Origin of the sequence: Micromonospora sonneratiae (assembly GCF_042679305.1) — a bacterium.
GTDB lineage: Bacteria > Actinomycetota > Actinomycetes > Mycobacteriales > Micromonosporaceae > Micromonospora_H > Micromonospora_H sonneratiae.
The window spans coordinates 118840-135289 of the sequence record NZ_JBHTMP010000001.1; the positions used below are offsets into that span (position 1 = coordinate 118840).

Below are 16450 nucleotides of genomic sequence, written 5' to 3' on the forward strand. Positions count from 1 at the left end.
GGTGTTCACTGTCCCCCCACTCCGGCCGGCTCACCGAGTCGGACCTCGTCGACGCGTACCGGGCGACGCTCGTGGCGGGACAGCTCGGCCGCCTCGGCCACGTACAGCGCCTCCAGGGCCTCGTCGACCGTGCACGGGCTGGCGGTACGCCCGGCCACCACGTCGACGAACGCGGCGATCTCGGCGGCGTACGCCGGCCGGAAGCGGTGCCAGAAGTCGGGCCAGGCCGGTTCGACGGGTGCGGTCACCCCCGGCTCGGCCGAGCGCAGCGGGGATCGCGGGTCCAACCCGACGACGTAGGTGGCGAGGGTGCCGGCCAACTCGACCCGTACGTCGTACCCGGCACCGTTGTAGCGGGAGCCCTGCACCGTGGCAAGTGTCCCGTCGGTGAAGGTGAGAATGGTCGTCGCGGTGTCGACGTCGTCCGCCTCGGCGAAGAACGCCGCTCCCCGGTTCGCTCCGGTGGCGTACACCTCGACCACGTCGGCGCCGGTCAACCACCGGGCGATGTCGAAGTCGTGGATGTGGCAGTCGCGGAAGATACCGCCGGAGAGGGGGATGTAGTCGGCGTGCGGCGGGGCCGGGTCCCCGGTGACCAGGTGGAGCCGGTGCAGCGTGCCGACCTCGCCGGCCTGGAGCGCGGCCCGGGCCGCCAGGTATCCGGCGTCGAAGCGGCGTTGGAATCCGATCTGGACGGGAACACCGGACTCGGCCACCCGTCGGGCGACGTCGACGGTCTGCCGGACGGTCATCGCAACCGGTTTCTCGCAGAAGACCGGGATACCTGCGGCGATCGCCCGGAGGATGAGGTCGGCATGTGTCGCGGTGGGTGTGGCGATCACAACGGCGTCGGGGCCGGTCGCGAAGGCCGCCTCGACATCGTCGGTGTACGCGGCGTCGAGCGCTTCAGCGGCGGCGCGGGCGCGACCGACCTCGGGATCGACGATGATCAGCTGGGAGACCTCACGGTGGACGTGCAGGTTGGCTGCGTGCGCCGTACCGATCCGTCCGGCTCCGAGCAGGGCGATGCGCATTGACGAACACCTCCTGGTGATGACCGTCGACACCGTGGGGTCGGGCAGGAGCTGGTTACGTGGCTAGATTTCTAGCTCTCGAACGCACACCATGTCAACATTTTGTAAAGACATTCTGACGTCTGATATTCTCGTTCGACAATGAGGAATTCGCGAGGAGCATCTTGACCAGTCCGCTGCCCATCACCCTCGACCGGTCGAGTCCGGTTCCCCTCTACTTCCAGGTCGCCCAGCAGATCGAGCAGCTCATCGACCGGGGCGAGTTGGCGCCCGGGTCACGCCTCGACAACGAGATCCAGCTGGCCGACCAGACCGGGCTGTCACGACCCACCATGCGACAGGCCATCCAGTACCTGGTCGACAAGGGACTACTGGTCCGCAAGCGCGGCGTCGGCACCCAGGTCGTACATGGCATGGTCAAGCGTCCGGTGGAGCTGAGCAGCCTCTACGACGATCTCAGCCACGGCAACCAACGCCCCAGCACCAGCGTGCTGGCGGTCGAGACGGTCCCGGCCGACGACGCCACCGCCGTCGCGCTGCGGATGCCCCCCGGCACCGAGGTGGTACGGCTGGAACGGCTACGTTTCGCGCAGGGGGAACCACTGGCCATCATGCACAACTGGCTACCCACCGGCCTGACCGAACTAACCGTGGAGCGCCTCGAGCGACAGGGCCTCTACGAACTGTTGCGCGGTGCCGGGGTGCACATGCGCGTGGCGAACCAGCGCATCGGTGCCCGCTCCGCCACCGCTGCCGAGGCCCGGCTGCTGCACGAGCGCCGGGGTGCCCCGCTGCTGACGATGAGCCGCACCACGTACGACGACAACGGTCGGGCGGTCGAGCACGGCTCGCACGTCTACCGACCGACGCTCTACAGCTTCGAGATCGCCCTCGTCGAGCGCTGAAACCGGGCCGCCGACCCACACCTGCCCGCCGAAGGCGGCCGAGGGTGAGCGAGCGGTGTGCCGACCCCCGCCGTCGTCGGAGGTGGTCGACACACCGCTCGACGTTTCAGGAGCGTGGACTCCAACCCGAGGTGTCGACCACCAGGCCGGCTTCCTCGGCGACATCGTCCCACTTCACGAACTTGAAGTTGGTGTTCTCCCGTACCTCGCCGTTCTCGTCGACGGCGACCGGCGTGTTCTCACCGTCGTGCACGACCAGCAACCCCTCGTCGAAGGTACTGCCGAGCGGCACGTTCAGCACCGCAGCGCCGTCGCACACCTCGGAGCCGTCCGGGTCGTCCGGGTCGTCGTCGGCGACGACACGGAAGTGTCCCTGGTACGCGTTGGCGCCCTGCAACTGGTAGACCGCGAACGCGTTCTCACCCTGGCTCGACGCCAGCAGGTAGCCCCTACCCGCGCCCCGGTAGTAGATGGTCAGCCCCTCGACGTCCGAGGACAGGTGGGTACCGCCGTATCCGGGGTCGGTCCCGTACGTGCACTCGTCGGTCGCCGGATCGTAGGTGGCCGGTACGCCGTACTCACGCACCCTGTCGACGAGCACCGGCGTACCGAGCAGGGTGGCCGGCATCCGCCAGATGCCGACATCCTCCTGGCCGGCGTAGAGCGTGCCGGTCCGCGCGTCGACCACCATGCCCTCGAACTGCGGATCCTCGCCCGGCTCCAGGCAGGGCTGCCAGTTCGCGCCGTTGGGCAGGGTGAAGCTCGCCGGCATGGTCAGTGTCCGCTCCACGGTGTAGGTCACCCTACCGGCCGGTGTGGCGATCAGCCGCAGTAGCGCAAGCTCCGTGGTATCCCGCCGGCTCACCAGGGCGTACGACCGGCCGGTGGCCCGGTCCTGCCAGGCGGCCAGCCCGTACACGGTCCGCTGCTCGTTCACCTCGTCCTGGTCGACGGAGAAGATCAGTGGTGCCGCCGGGTCGGTGACGTCGACCAGCGGCGCTGCTCCGACCCGGGCCGCCGCCGGGTCGATCCGGTAGACGCGCAACTGGTCACGCCCACGGTCGGAGACGACGGCGAGGTCACGGGGCGTACCGCCGACCTTCACGTCGTACAGCAGGTCGACGTTGTTGAACCGGCCACCCTCGTCACCGGGACGAGGTGGCGCCGGCACCGGGACGGCTTGCAGGACCGAGCCGGAGAGCGAGTAGGCGAACAGCCCGCCTTCCTTGGCGGTACCGATCACCACACTTCGGGCCGGGTGCGTCGGGTGTAGCCAGATGGCGGGGTCGTCGGCGTTTGCGTTGCCACCCGCGTCATCGTCGAAGAGAGCTGGTGTCTCCAGCTCCGCCTCGACCTCCGGAATGCCGGCGGTCTGCGCCGCCTGGGCAGAGAACGGGGACACGGTCATGGCGATGGCGATGGCAGCCGCCGTGAGTAGACGGCCCCTTCGATTTTGCACAAGTGCCTCCCAGGGAAGAGGGGTGTTCCGACAGGGGGAAGGACCTTGAGGCAGGAGATTACATTAAGATGTATTGACAAACAATGCTCTAGACATAGATCGAAGTTGAACTTCCAGCGAAGGATCCGGGTGGCGGTATGCGGCCGATGGAGGTGAAACGGTGCAACGGGCATGGTTCGGCAGGGACGGTCCAACGGGCACGGACGCCACCGGCGAGCTACGACGCCGTCGGGAAGTCCAATGCGGAACGAGCCGCCTCCGACGGCTCCGGCCAGCGACCGGTGACCACCTTGCCCCGCGTGTAGAAGGCGACCCCCTCGGTGCCATGCGCGTGCACGTCGCCGAAGAGCGACGCCTTCCAGCCGCCAAAGGAGTGGTATGCCATCGGCACCGGTACCGGCACGTTGACGCCGATCATGCCGACGGTCACGCCACGTACGAAGCGGCGGGCAGCGGCACCGCCCGAGGTGAACAGCGCCGTGCCGTTGCCGTACGGGTTGGCGTTGATGATGGCGATCGCCTCGTCGAGACTTTCGGCCCGCAGCACCACCAGCACCGGGCCGAAGATCTCCTGCTGGTAGGCCTCCATCGTCGGCGTCACCCGGTCCACCAGGCACGGACCGACGAAGAACCCGTCCTCGTGACCGTCGACCCGCAGTGCGCGACCGTCGACCACGATCTCGGCCCCGGCCTCCCGCGCTCCGGTCACCGCGGCGACCACCCGTTCCCGTGCCTGCGCCGTGACCACCGGGCCCATCTCGCTGCCTGCCTGATCACCCGGTCCGACGACGATCGCCGCCGCCTGCCGGGCCAGCAACTCGACCAACTCGTCCGCGATGGACCCCACCGCGACCACCACCGAGACGGCCATGCAGCGCTGCCCCGCGGAGCCGTACGCCGCCCCGGCGATCTGCCGGGCCGCGTCCACCAGGTTCGCGTCGGGCAGCACCACCGCGTGGTTCTTCGCACCGCCGAGTGCCTGCACCCGCTTTCCCGACGCCGAGGCCCGCCGGTGGACGTGGCTTGCGATCGGGGTGGAGCCGACGAACGAGACCGCCGCAACGTCGGGGTGGTCGAGCAGCACGTCGACCGCCTCCCGGTCACCGTGTACGACGTTGAACACCCCGTCCGGCAGGCCGGCGTCGGCGTACAACTGCGCGACCAGGTTGGCGGGCGAGGGGTCCCGCTCGCTCGGCTTGAGCACGAACGTGTTGCCGCAGGCGATGGCGATCGGATGCATCCACATCGGCACCATGACCGGAAAGTTGAACGGGGTGATCCCGACACACACCCCGAGCGGTGCCCGCAGCGAGTACGAGTCGACACCGGTGGACACCTGATCCGAGTACCCGCCCTTGAGCAGTTGCGGGATGCCGCAGGCGAACTCGATCACCTCCCGGCCGCGTACCACCTCGCCCCGCGCGTCCTCGACGGTCTTGCCGTGCTCGGCGGTGATCAGGCGCGCGAGTTCGTCCTCGTGCCGCTCGACCAGGTCACGCAGCGCGAACATCACCCTCGTACGTCTCGACAGCGACGTCTCGCTCCACGTGTCGTACGCCTTCGCCGCCGCAGCGACGGCAAGGTCGACCTCGGCCCGCCCGCCGAGCGCCACCTGTGCCTGTGGGTGTCCGGTGGCCGGTTGCCAGACCGTCGCATACCCGATGCCGCCCGCGGCTGGCGCTCCGCCGATCCAGTGATCGATGGTACGCATCGAGCCTCCCCTCGTCGCAGGTATCGACGTCGAGCCTCACGCGAGAGAGCACATTTGTCAAGACATACTAATGTCAGCTGGAGACTCCCCTCCTCCGCTCTGCGGGCATGTGACGATCCTGGGGAGATCCTGTGTGTGGGCACAGCCGAAACCCGACTGTCCATCGATACTGGCAAGTCGAAGCGGCCACCCAAGGGCTCGCCTCATCGTGGGGAGTTGTACAGACGATGCTGTCCAAGTTCGTTCCACAGGGGAAGGTACGGGCTGCCACCGTAGCCACGGCCGGTACCTTCGTCGCCTCGGCGGCAGCCGTACTCATGGCCATGCCGGCTGCCGCCGCAGTCACGCCACCAAATCAAGTCCACAATGCCCCTGCCACCGACAACCAACCACCGGACAAGCCAACCGGCCTAACGACCTCGCCACAGACCTTCTGCACCGCGGTGCCCCCCAGCTACGCCGGGGATGGCTCCATTTCCCTCTATGCGCCGGTTTCCGATCCCGACACCGGCGTGCTCGGCGTCGAATACAAGCTGTGGAGGACCGCCGACCCGACCGAGACAGCAATCGTCTCGTCCGATCCGAACCTGCTCACGTACCCGTCAGGCAGCACAGCGCTGCGTGTCGTGCCCGTGGACACCCTGCGCACCGCGGCTGCGGGCAGCCTCACCGATTTTTCCTGGAAGGTGCGGAGCACCGACTTCGACAGCAACAGTCCGTGGTCCGACACCTGCCGGTTCGTCTTCGACCCGACCCGCCCCGGGGCACCGACGGTCACCCCGCCCACCACGCAGATGGTCATCGGCCAGCCCGCGACGTTCACCATCACCCCGCCCGCCGGCCTTGTCCCCACCTACTACAACTACCAACTCAACAGCCGGCCGCCGAAAATTGTCCCGGCGACCTCCGGCCACGCGACGATCGCCGTCACCCCTACCCGGTTCACCAACACCCTCACCGTCACCAGCCTCTCCGTCGCTGGAAACTTCGGTGAGTCCACCACGATCTTCTTCAACTCGATCGAAGGACCGCCGGCACCAGATGGTGACCTCACCGGCGACGGAGTCCCCGACCTGCTCACCGTCGGCGCGACCAACGACCTTCCGTCCGGGCTCTGGCTGGCAACGGGTGGGGGCGCCAGTGGCGTCAACCCGAACATCACGAACCTGGGCGCGAACGGAAGCGGGATGACCGGCAACAACTCGCCGGCAGATTTCGACGGCACCCAGGTAGTTACCGGCCGGTTCCTCGGCGGCAGCCTGCAGGACTTTCTCATCTACTACCCCAGCTCTGGGCAAGCCGGAATCCTCCGCGGAAACGGCGACGGGTCGGTCATCGAAGCGCAAAGCAGCGGCAATCAATTCAGCATCGATCCCAGCCAACTCGTGGATCAGGACGGCAATTCGCCACTACAACTCGCCAGTGCAGGCGACAGTCGAGGGCTCAACACCCCGTACCCCGACCTCGTCGGCACCAGCGGCGATTCCGTCAACGGCTATCACCTCACCTATTACACAAACGGGGGATGGACCGGCGGTTACAACTCGGTGATCCGCACTGCCACCGCCACTCCCACGGCTGGAAGCGACTGGCAGAACTGGACCATCACCACCGCACAGTTGGCCACGGGCACCGCCATGTTCCTCTGGAACCGGACCACCGGAGCCCTGCATCTCTGGACCAACCTCGGGTTCGACGCCGAGACAGGGCAACTCACCTACACTCCGTACGCCCTGGCCACCGGCTGGAACATCGGAACCACCCAGACCCTGCAGGCCGCGGACATCGACAGTGACGGCGACGCCGATCTGTGGACCGTCGGCCCCGGCGGACAGAGCACCGCCTGGTCGGTCAGCGGTCTGGCCGCCGGTACTGGCACCATCACCGCCCAACCATCCCAGCCCCTGATCCCCTCCCCCTGAAACCACCGATGACGTCGGTCGCCGGAGCACCATCGACGGGTGGCGGTGTTCCGGCGGTCGGCCCATCCTCCGGTCCGGCCGCCGGGACCACTGTCCGCCGGAGGTCAGTGGCTTCGGGCGGGGGTGAACCGGTAGACGGCGAAGACGAAGTCGGGGCACACCATCTGGCAGGCCGTACAGCCGGTGCAGCCGGCGGTCAACTCCGGAAAGCGGTAGCCCAGCTCGTTGACCTCGGTCGACATTGCCAGGACCTGTGGCGGGCAGGCGCTGATGCACAGCTCGCAGCCCTTGCACCTGTCCTCGTCGATCACCAGGGTTCCCCGGCTCACCTTCGGCGACTCACCACCCGGCTCACTCATTCCTACCCCCTCTGGTCGTTGCGTGGACGATGGCCAACACCCGGGACCGGTCAGCGGCCGTCGCCGGGGTGGCCTCGGCCGGGAAGACACCTCGCTGTCGGAGCGCCCGTACCGCGTTCTCGGCGGTCATCCGTACGTGGTCGAGGGCTGCGGCTGCCGCCGCGTCCGCGTCACCGGCGACCAGCGTCTCGTACTCCCGGCGCAGCGCGGCCCGCTCGTCGTCCATCGCGTCCTCGATGGAGAACCGGGCGGCGACCGGCACCAGTCCGCTGAAGCTGCGCAGCAGGGCCCGCAGGTGCGGACCGGCGGCGGCGTGGTTGACGACCTTACGGAACTCCCGGGCCAGCCGCTCGAACTCTGCCACCTGCCCACAACCGGCCAGCGCCTCGGTGAGCTTGCCCAGGGTCTCCCGTACGCCGGCATCGGCCCCGGCGGCGGCACGGCTGCTGGTCAGGGCGCTGAGCATCCCGTACAGCTCGAATGCCTCGCGAACCGTGTCCGCGTCGAAGGCCGCGACGAACGCGCCCCGGTAGTGCGGCATGCTGACCAGCCCGTCGCGTTCCAGGTGCATGAGCCCTTCGCGGACCGGGGCCCGGCTGATGCCGAGCGCCTGGGCGACACCGTCCAGGTCGATCCGGTCGCCACTGCGCAGCGTGCCGTCGAACAACAGGCCGAGGACGTACGCGGCGACAGCCTCGCCGGTCTTCATCCGCACCAGCGGCGTCACGTTACCAACTCCCCGAGTGGATAGATCTGCTCCATCGACTCGCCAAGATAACCAGGCCCCTCGGCGGCCGGTACGAACCAGCCGGTCGGACACATGGTGAGGATCTCGACCAGGCTGAAGCCGGCCCCGGAGAGTTGGGTCTCGAAGGCGCGCCGCAGCATCCGCTTGGTCTGGGCCACCCCACCCGCCGTCGACACCGCTCCCCGGGCGACGTACGCGGTGCCGCGCAGCCCTGCGACCAGGTCGGCGACCGGGATCGGGTAGCCGTGCGCCTCCGCGTCCCGTCCGGCGAGACTGGTCTTGGTCCGCTGGCCGAGTACGGTGGTCGCGGTCAACTGGCCGCCGGTGTCACCGAAGACGCCGTTGTTGAGTAGCACGCAGGTGATCTTCTCGCCCCGGGCGGCGGCATGCAGCACCTCCTGGAGTCCCTCGTTGGCCATGTCGCCGTCGCCCTGCATGGTGAAGACGGCGCACTCCGGACGCACCCGCTTGATGCCGGTCGCGCAGGATGGTGCCCGGCCGTGCAGACACTGCAACACGTCCACGTCCATGATCCGGACGAAGCTGCCGTAGCAGCCGTGGCCGACCACACCGATCGTGCGCTGCACGATGTCCAGTTCCTGCAACACCTCCAACAGCACCCGGAGCGCCACCGGCTCGCCGCAGCCGGGACACAGCGAGTGTTCGCCGAGCAGCAGCGACGGCCGGAAGTCGGCGACCTTTCGGGCGGGTCCCGAGGGCGGCTGGGAGGTGTCGATGGTGACTTGTTCGCGGGTCATGCGGCAGCACCTCCGGTGGCAGCGGCGAGGATCCGGTCCCGGATGACCGGGGCGTCCATCAGCTCGCCGTAGGCGAGCCCCGACTCGGCGATGCTCACTCCGCCGATGAACCGCACCGCCGACCGGTCGGCGGCGTGGATGCGTACGTCGTCGAGCATCTGTCCGGCGTTGAGTTCGAAGACCAGCACCCGTTGGACACCGGCGGTGGCGGCGGCCAGGGCGTCGCCGGGGAACGGCCACAGGGTCACCGGCCGGAACCACCCGATCCGGTGTCCGTCGGCTCGCAGTTCCTCGACGACGTACTCGACGAACTTGGCGGCGGAGCCGAACGCCACCACCAGCGTTTCGGCGTCGTCGGCGTACGCCTGCTCGTGGCGGGCCTCGACCGCGTCGATGGCGGCGAACTTGTCCGCGATGGCCCGCCAGTGCCCGTCCGGCCCCGGTCCCGGGTCGGTGGCCTTGCCCATCGCCCAGGTCCAGATCTGCCGCGACCGTCCGGTACCACCGCCCGTACCGTCGAGCACCCAGTCCTTCTCCGGCAGCGGCCCGAAGTCCAGCGGTTGCACCGAGACCCCGACCCGGGTCTGGGCCAGCAGCGGATCACCGTAGAGGATCACCGGTACGCGGTACCTGTCGGCGAGGTGGAACAGCAGCTGCGTGTGCTCGACAGCCTCGGGGATGTCCTTCGGGGCGAGGGTGATGGTCCGGTAGTCGCCCCAGCCACCGCCGCGCGTGCACTGGAAGTAGTCCTGCTGGTTGCGGGCCATGTTGAAGACCACGAACGGCGTTTCGTTGAGCGCCGCCTCGGCAATCGTCTCCTGCATCAGCGCGATGCCCTGCCCGCATGATCCGGTGGCGGCGCGAGCACCGGCCGCAGCGGCACCGAGGACCATGTTGACGCCCTCGATCTCGCTCTCCGCATTGAGGCAGACACCGCCGGCCTCGGGCATCCGGTGCGACATGTTCTCCAGCAGCCCGGTGAAGGGCGACATCGGGTAGCCGGCGAAGAACCGGCAGCCGGCTGTGATCGCCGACTTCGCGATGGCGGCGCTGCCTTCGAGTAGTTCCAGGGTCATCGGGAGACCTCCGCGAGGTTCAGGGGGCCGGCCTGCGCGTCGAGCGCGGCGGCACCGGCGGCCAGCGCGCGGGCGTTGGCCGCCGCGTGCTGTTTCCGGTACGGCGGGAGCAGTTCCTCCATCGCGGCGACGAGCGACGCCGGTTCGACGAGGCGGGTGACGGCGTTGTATGCCCCGAGGAGGGCGAAGCCCATCGCCTGGGGTGCGTCGGCCGCCTTCGCCACGGCGGCACCGTCCACGCCGTACACCGTCATGGTCGGCATCGTCGCCGGGTCGACCAGGGGCAGATTGGCGATCACCGGACCGCCGGGGCGTAACCGGGCGAGCGCCGGCTGGCTGAACCGGTGGTGTACGACGATCGCCGACCAGGCGGAGGCGAGGACCGGCAGGCCCCGCAACGGCCCGTCGCCGATCACCACACTGGCCCGGGAGGGTCCGCCGCGCATCTCGCCGCCGTAGTCGGCGCTGAGCATCGCGTGCCGCCCCTCCCGGGTGGCGGCCAGGGCAAGGGTCTTGGCCAGCAGCTGGATGCCCTGGCCACCGACCCCGGTGACCACGAGTTCGCGCTCCATGGACCCTCCCACGTCGAGATCTTGACTCCGTTTGAATATTGAATACAAAATTCAAACGGACGGTCAAGGGCTGGACGTCAAGGAGGAAGCACAGTGCGCGCAGCGGTTCTGCACGGCTTCGGTGATCTCCGGGTCGAGGAGGTCGCCGACCCCGAGCCCGGGGTCGGGGAGGTGGTGGTCGACGTCGCCTGCGTGCAGCCGAGCGTCACCGAGTGCATGCTCGTCGCCGGTGACCGGGTCGCCCTGCACCAGCACCTGGCCGACGCGCTGGCCGCCGGTCCCACCCGCTTCGGCGGCCACGAGTTCTGCGGCATCGTCCGGTCCGTCGGGCCGGACGTCCGGCACGCCCGCCCCGGCGACCAGGTCACCGCCGTCGAGACCATCACCTGCGGCCGGTGCGCCGCCTGCCGGAACGGCCGGTCCGACGCCTGCGTCGCACCACAGTTCATCGGGTTCACCCGGCCCGGTGCCCTCGCCGAGCAGGTGGTGGTGCCGGAGTCGTGCCTGGTGCCCGTACCACCGGGGGTGAGCGCCGCAGCCGGAGCCGCCATCCAGCCGTTGGCCGGTGCCATCCACGCACACGCGCTGGCCGCCGTCCAGCCCGGCGAGACGGTGCTGGTCATCGGCGCCGGGGTCATGGGACTGCTGGCCGTACAGGTCGCCCGGTACGGAAACGCCGGTCTGGTCGCCGTCAGCGGACGGAGCCCCGCCAAGCTCGCCCTGGCCAGCCGGTTCGGCGCCGACCTGGTCGTCGACGCCAGCACCGGCCACGACGGCGTGCTGGCAGCGGTACGGGACGCGACCGGCGGTGTCGGGGTCGACGTGGTCGTCGAAACCGCCGGCGGCTCCCCCGAGGTCGGACTCGCCGGCACCGGCACCCTGGACCTGGCCGCCCGTTGCGTACGACGGGGTGGGCGGATCGTGATGGTCTCCGTACTGCCCGAGCAGGCCCCCGCCCCGCTCGGCCTGCTCCGCGAACGATGTGTCTCGCTGCTGCATCCCCGGTCCGGGGCCGGCGGCTACTCCCCCAGTGGTGGAGTGTTCGCGCACGCGCTCCGGCTGGTGGCCCGAGGCGACGTCGACGTGGAATCGTTGATCACCCACCGGTTGACCGGCGTCGACCTGATTCCCGAGGCGGTGGCGATCACCCGGGACAAGTCCACCTACGGCGCGATCAACCCGGCTCAGGTCGACCTCACCGCCGCTGGAGGACTGTCATGGAACTGCTGATCGGTGACATCGTCCGACAGGCCGCACGGATGTGCCCGAGCGCGGTGGCAGCGACCCTGGCCGGCCAGCGGGTAACCTTCCGTGAGCTGGACCAGCGTGCCGACCGTACCGCCAACGCCCTGGCCGGGCTGGGTGTCCGACGCGGCGACCGGGTCGCCTGGTGGACCGCGCCGACGATGCGTACGCTCGACGGCTTCCTCGGCTGCGCCCGGCTCGGTGCCGCCTTCGCCCCGATCAACCCGACCCTGTCGGACACCGAACTGGCCGGTGTGCTGTCCTACCTGGGCCCGCGCCTGCTGGTCACCGACCGGGACACCGTCGCGTACGACGGCGCACTGGCCCACATCGGTGGACGTCCGGCACCCGGAGCCGACCTGGACGCGCTCACCGCCGCCGCAGCGGCCGTACCACCCGACGGGCACGACCGGGTCCTCGACTCCGACCCGCACATCGTCTACCTGACCAGCGGCAGCACCGGCCGCCCCAAGGGCGCGCTGGTCAGTCACCGGGCGAGTTGGCTACGGGCGGCACCCGGCGGCGGCACGTTCACCACGGGACTGCGTGGCCGGGGCGGGGTGCTGTGCAGCTTCCCGCTCTACCACTACGGCGGTTGGCACTACGTGATGGAGGCGTGGCAGAACCGCACCGCCGTACACCTGGTGGGTAGGGCCGACGCACCGCAGGTGATCGACGCGGTACAGCGGGAACGCCCGTCGGCGATCTACTGCATTCCGGCGGTGTGGGAACGCCTGCTCGACCCCGAGCACCGGCATGCCGACCTGTCGTCGCTGCGGCACGCCGACACCGGCACCTCCGGGGTGTCCGTCGACCTGATCAACCGGATCAGGCAACGGCTGCCCGGCACCACCACGACCATCCTCTACGGCTCGACCGAAGCGGGTCGGATGGCCGCGCTGCCCGACGGTGACCTGCTGAGAAAGCCAGGCAGCGTCGGTCTGCCCGCCTTCCCCGGAGCACTGTGGGTGGACGCGGCGGCAGTCGGCGAGGTGGGTGAGGTGTGTGTCAGCGGACCGGGGCTGATGTCCGGCTACCACGACCTCGACGCGGAGACCACGACGGCGTTGAGCGACGGTGTCTACCGCTCCGGTGACCTCGGTTACCTGGACGACGAGGGCTACCTGCACCTCACCGGACGGCAGCGCGAGGTGATCCGTACCGGTGGTGAGTCGGTCTCACCGTACGAGGTGGAGTACGCCCTGCGGGACCTGCCCGACGTGCGGGACGTCGCCGTGGTCGGGTTACCCGACCAGCGGTGGGGCGAGGTCGTCTGCGCCGTACTGGTGCTGGCACCGGGGGCCACCTGTCCCGAGGTGGCCGCCATCCGCACTCACGTCGCCGGACGGCTGGCCGGGTTCAAGCAGCCGCGCCGGGTGGCGGTGGTGTCGTCGATCCCGCGTACCCCGGCAACCGGCCAGATCCAGCGGTCCCGGATCCGGGAGTCCCTTCAGGAACGTCACCTTGGCCAGCCTTCCTGACCCGTGACACCAGCCAGCGGGGCACCGACCTGCGACACCGACCGCACCGCCGGAGCCCGGTTCAGCGCTGGACCCGGGCTCCGGCACCGGCCATCAGGGCTTCGACGTCCCGGCGGCTGACCATCGAGGTGTCCCCGGGGGTCGTCATGGCCAGGGCCCCGTGGGCGGCGCCGTACTCGACCGCCACGGCCAGGTCGCCCCGCTCCTGTAGCCCGTAGATCAGCCCGGAGGCGAAGCTGTCACCGCCACCGACCCGGTCGAGGATCTCCAGCCCCGGCCGGTGGGTGGCCTCGACGAACCCGGTCCCGGCGGACCAGGCGAGCGCACCCCAGTCGTTGACGGTGGCGGTACGTACGGTCCGCAGGGTGGTCGCCACGACGCGGAAGTTGGGGTACTCCGACGTGACCGCCTCGATCATCCGCCGGAAGTTGGCCACCTCCAGCCGGGAGAAGTCCTCTTCCGTCCCGGGCACGTCGAACCCCAGTGCCGCGCTGAAGTCCTCCTCATTACCGATCATCACGTCTACGTACCGCGCCAGCTTCCGGTTCACCTCCTGCGCCCGCGATTTTCCGCCGACCGCCTGCCAGAGACTGGGCCGGTAGTTGAGGTCGTACGAGATGACCGTGCCGTGCCGACGCGCAGCGACCATGGCTGCCTCGATGGTCTGCGCGGCGGTCGGCGACAGCGCCGCGTAGATACCGCCGGTGTGCAGCCAGCGAACGCCGCGCCGGCCGAACAGGTCGTCCCAGTCCACGTCGTCGGCGCGGAGTTGACTGGCCGCGCTGTGTCCCCGGTCCGAGGTGCCGACCGCACGACGCACACCGAAACCACGTTCGGTGAAGTTCAACCCGTTGCGCACCGTACGGCCCACGCCGTCGTACGGCAGCCAGCTGATGTACGAGGTGTCCACCCCGCCCTGTAGGACCAGGTCCTCCAGCAGCCGACCCACCTCGTTGTCGGCGAACGCGGTGACGATGGCGGTACGCATTCCGAAGCAGCGCCGCAGCCCCCGCGCCACGTTGTACTCGCCGCCGCCCTCCCAGACCCGGAAGCTACGGGCGGTGCGTACCCGTCCCTCCCCCGGGTCGAGTCGCAGCATCACCTCGCCGAGTGACACCAGGTCGTAGCGGCAGGTGTCGGCGGGACGTACGTCAAGCGGTGGCATGGCTCCTCGTTCGACTTTCGTGGACCGTGGCCACTGCGGCCGAGGTCCGGGTGGTGACTTCACGCCAGTTGCCGGCGGTGATCAGATCGGACGGCGCCAGCCAGGTGCCACCGACTGCCAGTACCGCCGGGTGGGCGAGGTACGTGGCCAGGTTGCCGGCGTGCACACCGCCGGTGGGAATGAACCGCACGGACCGGAACGGGGCGGCCAGGGCCCTGATCATGGCGATGCCGCCCAGTTGCTCGGCGGGGAAGAACTTGACGGTCGTCAGTCCGGCGTCGAGGGCCATCTGGATCTCGGTGGCACTGGACACCCCGGGAAAGACCGGTAGCCCGAGTTCCTGGCAGTGCCGCACGACGGTGGGGCTGAAGCCGGGACTGACGACGAACCGGGCACCGACGGACACCGCCCGGTCGACCTGCGCCGGGGTCAGTACGGTGCCCGCACCGACGAGCAGGTCGGAACGGGCGGACAGGGCCGCGATCGCGTCGGCCGCCGCATCGGTGCGGAAGGTGACCTCCACGGTGTGCAGGCCGCCCGCGGTGAGCGCGGCGGCCAGCGGGTCGGCGTCAGCGGCGGTGTCAAGCACGACGACGGGCAGGACGCCACCGGCCGTGATGGCTGCTTCGACGTCCACCGCCCGTTCGGCCCGGCTGGTGGAGGTCACCTCGTGGTCTTGTCCCATCGTCTGCACCGGCTCTCTCAGAAGTAGGTACGCAGGACGTCGACGATGGTGTCGCTGTCGTCGACGACCGGGATGAACTGCCACTTGTCGAAGGCAGTACACGGGTGGGAGATACCGAAGCAGACCAGGTCACCGGGCCTGACCTCGGCACCGGGCGGCACCCGGAGGTAGGTGTGGTGGTCGTTGATCCGGGTGACCTCCGTCCCGTCGGGGACGGTGTCGACGGCTCCGGAGGTCCGCCGGATCCGCAGCGGGACCGGCAGCCCCTCGTCGTACGACGCGTCCCGCTTGCCCATGCCGACGATCGCCAGTCCCGCCTCGGGGGTGGAGTTGACCTGCGCCCAGAGTTCCAGCGCCGGTTCCAACGATCCCCCACCGGGAATCCGCCGGAACGGGGTGCGCTCGGCGTAGAAGCCGTGGTCGTGGCTGACGTACGCGCCGCTGCGCAGCACCACACGCAGCGTGCGGCCGGGTAGCCAGGCCCCGCCGAGTTGGTCGGCCACGACGTCGAAGTACGCACTGCCACCGGCACTGACGACCACCTCGTCCGTCGGTAGCAGACCCCGTGCCGCCAACTCGACGACGGCCTCCCGGGTCCGGCGCAGGTACGCCGAGACGGCGGCGACGTCCGGTAGGCCCCCCTCGTAGGCGGTGACGCCGTCGAGGCGTACCCGGGGTGTGGCGGTGACGGCCTCGGCGACCTCGACCAGCTCGGCGACGCTACGGCAACCGGTCCGCCCGCCGGGGTGGCCGAGTTCGGCCAGTACCCGTACGGGTGTCTCCCCCGGCTGGTCGGCGAGCGCGGCACCGATGGCCGCCACCCCGGTGACCGAGTCCACGAAGAACCGTGCGTCGAACCCACGGTCGAGTTCGCCGGCCAGCCAGCGCAGCGGGCCCGGATCGAGCAGTTGGTTGGCCAGCAGTACCCGGGGCACCCCGAGGGCACGGCAGGCCAGCAGCTGGTTGGCGGTGGCCACGGTGACGGCCCAGGCACCGGCGGCCAACTGCGCGTCGAGCAGGGACGGGGCCATGGTGGTCTTGCCGTGCGGGGCGAACGAGAGTCCGTGGCGGGCGCAGAACTCGGCCAGCGCCGCGATGTTGTGCGTGAGGGCGGCACGACGGGCGACCAGCACCGGCCAGGTGACGGCTCCGTCGAAGAGACGGTGTCCGGCGGCGGCGAATTCGGCGGCGGCCACCGGGGGACCCGGCTGCCAGAACCCCTTCGCCCGCCAGTCGAGGGTGCCCCCGTCGGCTCGGTCGCGACGCATCCTCTCCCCCAGACGTTCGAATGTGGCTCGCTTGTTGGCTGCACAGCATGCACGATCCTGAT

15 protein-coding genes are annotated in these 16450 nt (G+C 69.7%); 4 read left to right on the forward strand and 11 right to left on the reverse strand.

Annotated elements, in window-relative coordinates:
• Positions 1 to 5 precede the first annotated feature (5 nt).
• Positions 6 to 1034 (reverse strand): Gfo/Idh/MocA family oxidoreductase, encoded by a 1029-nt coding sequence (locus tag ACFQ4H_RS00580; RefSeq protein ID WP_377565575.1) that lies wholly within the window; start codon positions 1032 to 1034, stop codon positions 6 to 8.
• A 164-nt stretch (positions 1035 to 1198) separates the two neighbouring features.
• Here ACFQ4H_RS00580 and ACFQ4H_RS00585 point away from each other — a divergent pair, with 164 nt between their 5' ends.
• Positions 1199 to 1939 carry a GntR family transcriptional regulator gene (locus tag ACFQ4H_RS00585; RefSeq protein ID WP_377565578.1) on the forward strand — a complete coding sequence of 247 codons (741 nt, stop codon included), beginning with the start codon at positions 1199 to 1201 and terminating at the stop codon, positions 1937 to 1939.
• A 106-nt stretch (positions 1940 to 2045) separates the two neighbouring features.
• Here ACFQ4H_RS00585 and ACFQ4H_RS00590 read toward each other — a convergent pair whose 3' ends face one another.
• Together ACFQ4H_RS00590 and ACFQ4H_RS00595 are read right to left on the reverse strand one after the other, a co-directional pair.
• Positions 2046 to 3398, reverse strand: coding sequence for a phytase (locus tag ACFQ4H_RS00590; RefSeq protein WP_377565580.1), 1353 nt, complete (start codon positions 3396 to 3398; stop codon positions 2046 to 2048).
• A gap of 217 nt (positions 3399 to 3615) precedes the next feature.
• Positions 3616 to 5109: a CoA-acylating methylmalonate-semialdehyde dehydrogenase gene (locus ACFQ4H_RS00595; protein WP_377565582.1), complete on the reverse strand. Its 1494-nt coding sequence runs from the start codon at positions 5107 to 5109 to the stop codon at positions 3616 to 3618.
• A 227-nt stretch (positions 5110 to 5336) separates the two neighbouring features.
• On the opposite strand from ACFQ4H_RS00595, the gene ACFQ4H_RS00600 reads away from it, so the two are divergent.
• Positions 5337 to 7031 carry an autotransporter outer membrane beta-barrel domain-containing protein gene (locus ACFQ4H_RS00600; protein WP_377565584.1) on the forward strand — a complete coding sequence of 565 codons (1695 nt, stop codon included), beginning with the start codon at positions 5337 to 5339 and terminating at the stop codon, positions 7029 to 7031.
• A gap of 104 nt (positions 7032 to 7135) precedes the next feature.
• Here the strand turns inward: ACFQ4H_RS00600 and ACFQ4H_RS00605 are convergent, their stop codons facing one another.
• The 5 genes from ACFQ4H_RS00605 to ACFQ4H_RS00625 are packed head-to-tail and all read right to left on the reverse strand — an operon-like array spanning position 7136 to position 10544.
• A complete protein-coding gene (locus ACFQ4H_RS00605) occupies positions 7136 to 7390 on the reverse strand; it encodes a 4Fe-4S dicluster domain-containing protein (RefSeq protein ID WP_377565586.1) in 255 nt (84 codons plus the stop codon).
• On the reverse strand, positions 7383 to 8117 hold the full coding sequence (locus ACFQ4H_RS00610; RefSeq protein WP_377565589.1) for a GntR family transcriptional regulator: 735 nt from the start codon (positions 8115 to 8117) through the stop codon (positions 7383 to 7385). Before ACFQ4H_RS00610 ends, ACFQ4H_RS00605 begins: the two co-directional genes overlap by 8 nt.
• Positions 8114 to 8896: a thiamine pyrophosphate-dependent enzyme gene (locus tag ACFQ4H_RS00615; protein WP_377565592.1), complete on the reverse strand. Its 783-nt coding sequence runs from the start codon at positions 8894 to 8896 to the stop codon at positions 8114 to 8116. The genes ACFQ4H_RS00610 and ACFQ4H_RS00615 overlap by 4 nt, the downstream gene beginning before the upstream one ends.
• Entirely contained in the window at positions 8893 to 9972 is a 1080-nt protein-coding gene (locus ACFQ4H_RS00620) for a hypothetical protein (RefSeq protein ID WP_377565595.1), read from the reverse strand. Before ACFQ4H_RS00620 ends, ACFQ4H_RS00615 begins: the two co-directional genes overlap by 4 nt.
• Positions 9969 to 10544 carry a 2-oxoacid:acceptor oxidoreductase family protein gene (locus tag ACFQ4H_RS00625; protein ID WP_377565599.1) on the reverse strand — a complete coding sequence of 192 codons (576 nt, stop codon included), beginning with the start codon at positions 10542 to 10544 and terminating at the stop codon, positions 9969 to 9971. The genes ACFQ4H_RS00620 and ACFQ4H_RS00625 overlap by 4 nt, the downstream gene beginning before the upstream one ends.
• 93 nt (positions 10545 to 10637) lie before the next feature.
• On the opposite strand from ACFQ4H_RS00625, the gene ACFQ4H_RS00630 reads away from it, so the two are divergent.
• Positions 10638 to 11774 carry a zinc-dependent alcohol dehydrogenase gene (locus ACFQ4H_RS00630; protein WP_377565601.1) on the forward strand — a complete coding sequence of 379 codons (1137 nt, stop codon included), beginning with the start codon at positions 10638 to 10640 and terminating at the stop codon, positions 11772 to 11774.
• Positions 11762 to 13270, forward strand: a complete 1509-nt coding sequence (locus ACFQ4H_RS00635; protein ID WP_377565603.1) for a class I adenylate-forming enzyme family protein — start codon at positions 11762 to 11764, stop codon at positions 13268 to 13270. The genes ACFQ4H_RS00630 and ACFQ4H_RS00635 overlap by 13 nt, the downstream gene beginning before the upstream one ends.
• A gap of 61 nt (positions 13271 to 13331) precedes the next feature.
• On the opposite strand, the gene ACFQ4H_RS00640 is transcribed toward ACFQ4H_RS00635, so the two are convergent.
• Genes ACFQ4H_RS00640 through ACFQ4H_RS00650 form a run of 3 tightly spaced genes read right to left on the reverse strand, consistent with a single transcriptional unit; the run spans position 13332 to position 16388 of the window.
• Complete coding sequence (locus ACFQ4H_RS00640) at positions 13332 to 14435, reverse strand: sugar kinase (RefSeq protein WP_377565606.1); 1104 nt, start codon at positions 14433 to 14435, stop codon at positions 13332 to 13334.
• Complete coding sequence (locus ACFQ4H_RS00645) at positions 14422 to 15120, reverse strand: bifunctional 4-hydroxy-2-oxoglutarate aldolase/2-dehydro-3-deoxy-phosphogluconate aldolase (RefSeq protein ID WP_377565608.1); 699 nt, start codon at positions 15118 to 15120, stop codon at positions 14422 to 14424. The genes ACFQ4H_RS00640 and ACFQ4H_RS00645 overlap by 14 nt, the downstream gene beginning before the upstream one ends.
• 17 nt (positions 15121 to 15137) lie before the next feature.
• On the reverse strand, positions 15138 to 16388 hold the full coding sequence (locus ACFQ4H_RS00650) for an alanine racemase (protein ID WP_377565610.1): 1251 nt from the start codon (positions 16386 to 16388) through the stop codon (positions 15138 to 15140).
• Between the last annotated feature and the right edge of the window lie 62 nt (positions 16389 to 16450).